At 32.9% G+C, this 6037-nt stretch carries 5 protein-coding genes and 1 pseudogene; 4 read left to right on the top strand and 2 right to left on the bottom strand.

The window, feature by feature from the left end; genetic code table 11:
- A partial coding sequence (locus PHC28_RS14590) for a hypothetical protein (protein ID WP_300102197.1) occupies nucleotides 1–752 on the bottom strand: 752 nt, incomplete at its 3' end.
- Between the two features lie 85 nt (nucleotides 753–837).
- Between PHC28_RS14590 and PHC28_RS14585 the strand changes: the two genes are divergently transcribed.
- Complete coding sequence (locus PHC28_RS14585) at nucleotides 838–1962, top strand: cysteine desulfurase family protein (protein WP_300102194.1); 1125 nt, start codon at nucleotides 838–840, stop codon at nucleotides 1960–1962.
- Between the two features lie 12 nt (nucleotides 1963–1974).
- Here the strand turns inward: PHC28_RS14585 and PHC28_RS14580 are convergent, their stop codons facing one another.
- Nucleotides 1975–3153 (bottom strand): cation:proton antiporter, encoded by a 1179-nt coding sequence (locus PHC28_RS14580; protein ID WP_300102190.1) that lies wholly within the window; start codon nucleotides 3151–3153, stop codon nucleotides 1975–1977.
- Nucleotides 3154–3414: 261 nt separating this feature from the next.
- Between PHC28_RS14580 and nadC the strand changes: the two genes are divergently transcribed.
- The 3 genes and pseudogenes from nadC to PHC28_RS14565 form a co-directional block, all read left to right on the top strand.
- Nucleotides 3415–4272, top strand: coding sequence for a carboxylating nicotinate-nucleotide diphosphorylase (gene nadC / locus PHC28_RS14575; RefSeq protein ID WP_300102187.1), 858 nt, complete (start codon nucleotides 3415–3417; stop codon nucleotides 4270–4272).
- Between the two features lie 12 nt (nucleotides 4273–4284).
- Complete coding sequence (locus PHC28_RS14570) at nucleotides 4285–5238, top strand: YihY/virulence factor BrkB family protein (protein WP_300102184.1); 954 nt, start codon at nucleotides 4285–4287, stop codon at nucleotides 5236–5238.
- A gap of 7 nt (nucleotides 5239–5245) precedes the next feature.
- Nucleotides 5246–6037 (top strand): annotated as a pseudogene (locus PHC28_RS14565) (primosomal protein N'); the annotation flags it as partial.

The following is a 6037-nucleotide window of genomic DNA, read 5'->3' as shown; positions in this document are numbered from 1 at the left end:
GTTGCATTGCAAAAATAACTAGGTGTGAGTACTCCTGAATATAAACGATAGGCAAGCTTATTTGTAGTGGTGCTGATTAATCCGATTCTAGGTGAATTTAAAGGAGTGACTGCACTAACAATTAATGTAGGATCTATGTCTAATGTTAATGCTTCTCCGCTAGTAGTATAGTTATAAATCTGATTAGAGGTGCTACATTGTTCCAATGTTTTATCAAAGTTAAAAGGTAATGAAGTGGCGCTTGTAACATAATCACCAAAAGCAAAAGTCTCATAAACCTGAGTTCCGTTTGTTTTTGCAAAAGTGATATTCTTGAAAACAATATTGTGGTTATAACCCGTAATTCTTGTACTGTTTTCTGTGGTATTTGTTGTTTTTTTGGCAGTTGTAGTTATCTCAATTATTCCATCAGTGGCTGTCCATTGGTCAGTTACGATAGGTGTTGCTGGAGGAATAGTTTCACAAATATTGTCAGCAACCACCGATCCGTTATAAAAACGATAAACCACGCGATTGGTTCCGCCAATGTTAATTTGGGTTGGAATTCCAATCTCAGTTGGTTCATTTACAAACGAACTTTTAGGGATTTCAAGCAATAATGCTTCTTTATCTTTTAGTTTATATAGGATGTTATTTGTACTGCAACTTTGTGTTGTGGCAGTTTCAAAATCTATGGTTTCTAATGTTAAATTACCGTCATCACAGCTGTTTAATAGCATTACAAAAACCAATAGGCTTACTACTTTTTTCATCTTAAATTTTATTTGGGTCAAAAATAGTGAAAAATGATAAATGATAGTAGATAAATGACAATTGATATTTCATAACTTTGCTCCAATGAAAAAAGTATATCTCGATAACGCCTCAACTACGCAACTTCGTCCCGAAGTTGTTCAGGAAATGACAAAAATTTTGTTAGAAGATTATGGAAATCCATCGTCAACACATAGTTTTGGTCGAAATACCAAAAGCATCTTGGAACTTTCTAGAAAGTCAATTGCTAAACAGTTGAATACTTCGGCACAAGAAATTATTTTCACTTCCTGCGGTACTGAAGCCAATAATTGGATTCTTCGTTCAGGGGTAAAAGATTTGAAAGTAAAACGAATTATTACCAGCAAAATTGAACATCATGCGGTTTTATACACGGTTCAAGCTTTGCAACAAGAGTTTGGCATTCAGGTTGATTATGTTGCTGTTAAATCTAATGGGGAAATCGACATCACGGATTTAGTGAACTTGCTTTCTCAAGACACAAAAACCTTAGTCAGCTTAATGCACGTGAATAATGAGATAGGAACTGTTTTAGATGTAGAAAAAGTGGGGAGAATTTGCGAGCAACACAATGCTCTTTTTCATTCGGATATGGTGCAATCTATCGGAAAAATTGAAATCGATTTGCAAACAATTCCTGTTGATTTTATTGTGGCGAGTGCCCATAAATTTCACGGTCCAAAAGGTGTTGGATTTGCATTTGTAAAGAAAAATTCAGGGTTACAGCCTCTTTTTTATGGCGGTGAGCAAGAAAAAGGTTTGCGTCCTGGAACCGAAGCAATACATCAAATTGCTGGAATGGCAAAGGCTTTGGAGCTTTCATATTCTAATTTAGAAATTGAAAGAAATGCTATTTCAAGTTTAAGAAATTATTTAATTTCCCAGTTAGAAGTTGCGTTTCCTTCGTTTGAAATCAATGGAAGGAAGGATGGGTTTTATACTATTTTGAATATTATTTTACCCTTTTCAGAAGAAAAAACTGCAATGATTTTATTTTATTTAGATATGAAAGGAATTGCGGTTTCGCGAGGAAGTGCTTGTCAGAGTGGAAGCACAAAACCATCTCACGTTTTGGCAGAAATGCTTTCGATTGAAGATTTAAAGAAACCAAGTCTTCGCATTTCATTCAGTCATTATAATACCAAAGAAGAGATTGATTTGTTGATTTTAGGGTTGAAAAGTATTTAAAAAAAACCTTTTCTATGAGGTTGTTTTTTCTTTTTGATTTCCACCAGTTACCATTAAACCGAACATCATTATAAAAGCAGTCAGCAAAACTACCTGAATAATAAGAGATTCATTTACTAAATGAATTCTATTTAATGGATCTATTGAAAGGAAAAGTAAAATAGTAATAAGTCCACGTGGCGCTACAAAAACTAAGGGGAACAATGGGATTTTTGACCATTTAAGTTGAACAGTTCTTAAGATGAAAAGGATAAATACTATTCCAACAGCCCAAACTAATGTGTCTGTATTTAATATTTCTTTTGTTTGAATCAAGTATCCAAATAGTAGAAAAAATAATGCACGGACTAAAAAAGTAGCCTCGATTGTGAGCTCTTTAAACTTTATAACCTCCTTGCTCAAAAGGTCAGTTTCGAAATTTTCGATCCATTTGAAATGTTTTAATTCATCAATATTGCCAATAGAAAGTCCGAATATCAATATAAAAATAAGCGCAGGTAAATGGTAGGTTTTTGAAATAGCATAAATTAAAATCACAAGTAAAATGATGGGAACAAATTTGATGTGATGATCTATTTTGTTTAATAAATAAGAAAGTGCGATGGTGGCGATAAGCGATACCACAATAATCATTACGATTTCTAATAGTAAACTTCCAAAGGTTTCGATTCCAAAAGTGGTGTGGAAAGAGATAAAATTAAAAAAAATAACTCCTAAAATGTCAGACAAACTACTTTCATAAATCACGAATTCTTTTTCTCTCGAAGTTAAACTTCTTACGCTAGGAATGGCAATGGCACTACTTATTATACAAAAAGGAATGGCATTCGTTAAGCTATCTTTGAATGAATAACCACCATAATATTGAAACATATAAGCGAGTGAAAAAGCAAGAATGAATAATGGAAACAAAGCACCTAAAAAGGATTTTTTTATTAATCCAATTTTTGATTTATTTAATTCCAATTCCAGTGAACCTTCAAGTACAATGAGAATCAATCCTATTGTTCCTAAAATTGGTAAAACCTGATCAAGATCGGGTAGATTAATTTTTAAAAAATTGGTTACTTGTCTAACCATCCAACCCAAAAGAAGCAACAAAATTACCGAAGGAATTTTTGTTCTCGAAGAAGTTAAGTCAAACAAATAAGCAACAATTAGCAAAGAGCAAAGTGTAATTACAATAGTCATTTAATGGTCAGTAGTTAATTAGTAAAGTTTTACCGTTTAGGGTTTGCTAAAGTCTATACAATTGGCGTCTAAGATACTGCTTTTGATTGTTAATTTGCAATAATTTTTAAGGTCTTAAAAATTATTTTCTGATGCTTTTGCTATAATTTTAAAGCAAATTAAAACTTTAGATGAATTGAAAGAAATGAAATTTACAAATCTTCAAATTTCCAAATCACCAAATAAAATGGTAATTTAGCATTCTGTAAAATTTTCGATAAAATGATTAGCAAAATACAATTCGACAACGAACTCCAACTTATAATTCAAAACGCCATTCGAGAAGATGTTGGCGATGGTGACCATAGTTCTCTAGCTTGCATTCCACCTTCGGCAAAAGGAAAAGCAAAACTTTTGGTCAAGGAAGATGGAATAATTGCAGGTGTGGCTTTCGCCAAAATGATTTTCGATTATGTAGATGCTAACCTAAAAATGGAAACATTTATTACAGACGGAAATTTAGTTAAATATGGCGACATTGTTTTTCAGGTTTCAGGAAGTTCACAATCTATTCTTAAAGCCGAAAGACTCGTACTCAATTCAATGCAAAGAATGAGTGCTATCGCTACTAAAACTAAGAGTTATGTCGATTTGCTGAAGGGAACAAATACGCAAATTCTAGATACGCGCAAAACTACTCCAGGTTTTCGTGCTTGCGAAAAATGGGCTGTAAAAATAGGCGGAGGCGAAAATCACCGTTTTGCTCTTTATGATATGGTAATGTTAAAAGACAATCATATAGATTTTGCTGGGGGAATTACTTTAGCTATAGCTAAAACTAAAGCTTATCTAAAAGAAAAAAACTTAAATTTAAAAATAATTGTCGAAGCTAGGAACCTCGATGAAATTAAGGAAATACTCGAAAGTGATGGAATTCATAGGATTTTGATTGACAATTTCAATTATGCTGATACCAAAAAAGCTGTTGATTTAATTGGAACCAAATGTCAAACGGAATCCTCGGGAAATATCAACGAAGAAACTATTCGCAATTACGCTGAATGTGGTGTAAATTATATATCGTCAGGAGCATTGACCCATTCAATTTATAATATGGATTTAAGTTTGAAAGCCTTTTAGAGTCATAGAATTATGAGTAAAGAAATTGAAGAAAAAATAGAAAAAATTCCAGTTTTAAGAAGGTTAGCTCATTTTCTCAAAAGGATAAAATTGCCTTGGCTATACGAGTTATCTTTGTATGATTTATTAGAATTGTACATTATAGGAATTGTCGAAGGAGCCTTATCTTATCGAGCTTCTGCCATTGCATTTAGTTTTTTTATGGCGCTGTTTCCCTTTGCATTATTCATCTTGAATCTTATTCCCTATATTCCCATTGAGGGATTTCAGCAAGATTTTCTAAAATTTGTCGAGCACGGAGTTCCACCACATACTTATGATGCTATCGCCAGTATCATCAATGATATTCTGCATAATAGCCATTCAGGATTGCTCTCTTGGGGTTTTGTTTTATCTATTTTTTTGATGGCGAATGGTTTGACAGCTATCCTTGGCGGATTCGAAACTTCACATCACATCATCATAAAAAGGGGGTTTTTTCATCAATATTTAGTTGCTTTGGCAATGTCATTATTAATGTCTTTTATTTTATTAGTAACCGTAGCAATCATCGTGATTTTCGAAATTTTCATTCAAAAAATAAAAATGCAGGATGTGTTTAACGATAACATTCCCTTCATTCAAATGGGACGATATGTGTTTGTAATTTTGATGATTTTAGTTACGACTTCCATATTGTTCCGATTTGGAACTAAGCAAATTCATAAACCTGATTTTATTACGGTTGGTTCGGTATTTACAACTATTCTCATTATTTTATCTTCTTATTTTTTTGGCATTTGGGTTATCCGATTTTCAAAATACAACGAATTGTATGGATCGATTGGAACATTATTGATTATGATGTTTTACATTTGGATCAACTGTATGATTTTGTTGCTTGGTTTTGATTTGAATGCTGCAATTAACAAATTAAAACACATTCACAAGCATCTCAAACCTCAGAATTTAAATTCTAATTCGTAAATCTAAAATGTATTTTGTTGAAGTAATTTTACCGCTTTCCCTTGCCAAAACGTTTATCTACAGCGTTTCTGAAGCCGAGTATAATTATATCAAAAAAGGAATGCGGGTGGCGGTACCTTTTGGCAAAAGTAAAATTTATACTGCGCTTGTTATCGAAATCCACGAAAACAAACCCACTTTATACGAAGCCAAGGAAATTCATCAAATCCTTGACGAAAAACCTATAGTTACTGCAATTCAAATTGCCCATTGGCAGTGGATTGCGTCTTATTATATGTGTGCCATTGGTGATGTGTATCGTGGAGCAATGCCATCGGCACTTTTGTTGGAAAGCGAAACTATTATTTCGCAAAAGCAAGAGGGTTTTGTGGATGAAAGTCTGCTTTCGGATGATGAGTTTCTAATTTATGAAGCCTTGCAACAACAGAGTTCCTTGAAGGTTCAAGATATAATGAGTATTTTGAATAAGAAGAATATTTTTCCAGTGATCCAAAAATTGGTGGACAAAAATATTCTGGTGCTTCAGGAAGAAGTTCAGGAAACTTATACGCCAAAACTCGTTCGATATGTAAAATTACATTCTAAATACGAAACAAATCAAGGCTTGAGCGAATTATTGGAAGTTCTTAAAAATGCCAATAAACAAAAGGAAATTGTATTGAGTTATTTTCAATTAAGTGCTTCGGAAAAAAAGCCAATTACCGTAAAAAAGTTAATTGAATCGGCAAATTCTACTTCGGCGATTGTAAAAGCATTGATTGACAAAGAAATTTTCGAAGAATATTATATTCAAGTAGAT

This window comes from Flavobacterium sp. (genome assembly GCF_028712645.1).
Taxonomy (GTDB): domain Bacteria; phylum Bacteroidota; class Bacteroidia; order Flavobacteriales; family Flavobacteriaceae; genus Flavobacterium.
Note: the sequence above shows the minus strand (reverse complement) of the source record. Positions and strands in the feature narration are given on the sequence as shown.

What these genes read in the sequence shown, in the direction of transcription:
- PHC28_RS14585 (WP_300102194.1), top strand. Translation starts at nt 838, where the DNA reads ATGAAAAAAGTATATCTCGATAACGCCTCAACTACGCAACTTCGTCCC.
- PHC28_RS14580 (WP_300102190.1), bottom strand. Translation starts at nt 3,153, where the DNA reads ATGACTATTGTAATTACACTTTGCTCTTTGCTAATTGTTGCTTATTTG.
- nadC (WP_300102187.1), top strand. Translation starts at nt 3,415, where the DNA reads ATGATTAGCAAAATACAATTCGACAACGAACTCCAACTTATAATTCAA.
- PHC28_RS14570 (WP_300102184.1), top strand. Translation starts at nt 4,285, where the DNA reads ATGAGTAAAGAAATTGAAGAAAAAATAGAAAAAATTCCAGTTTTAAGA.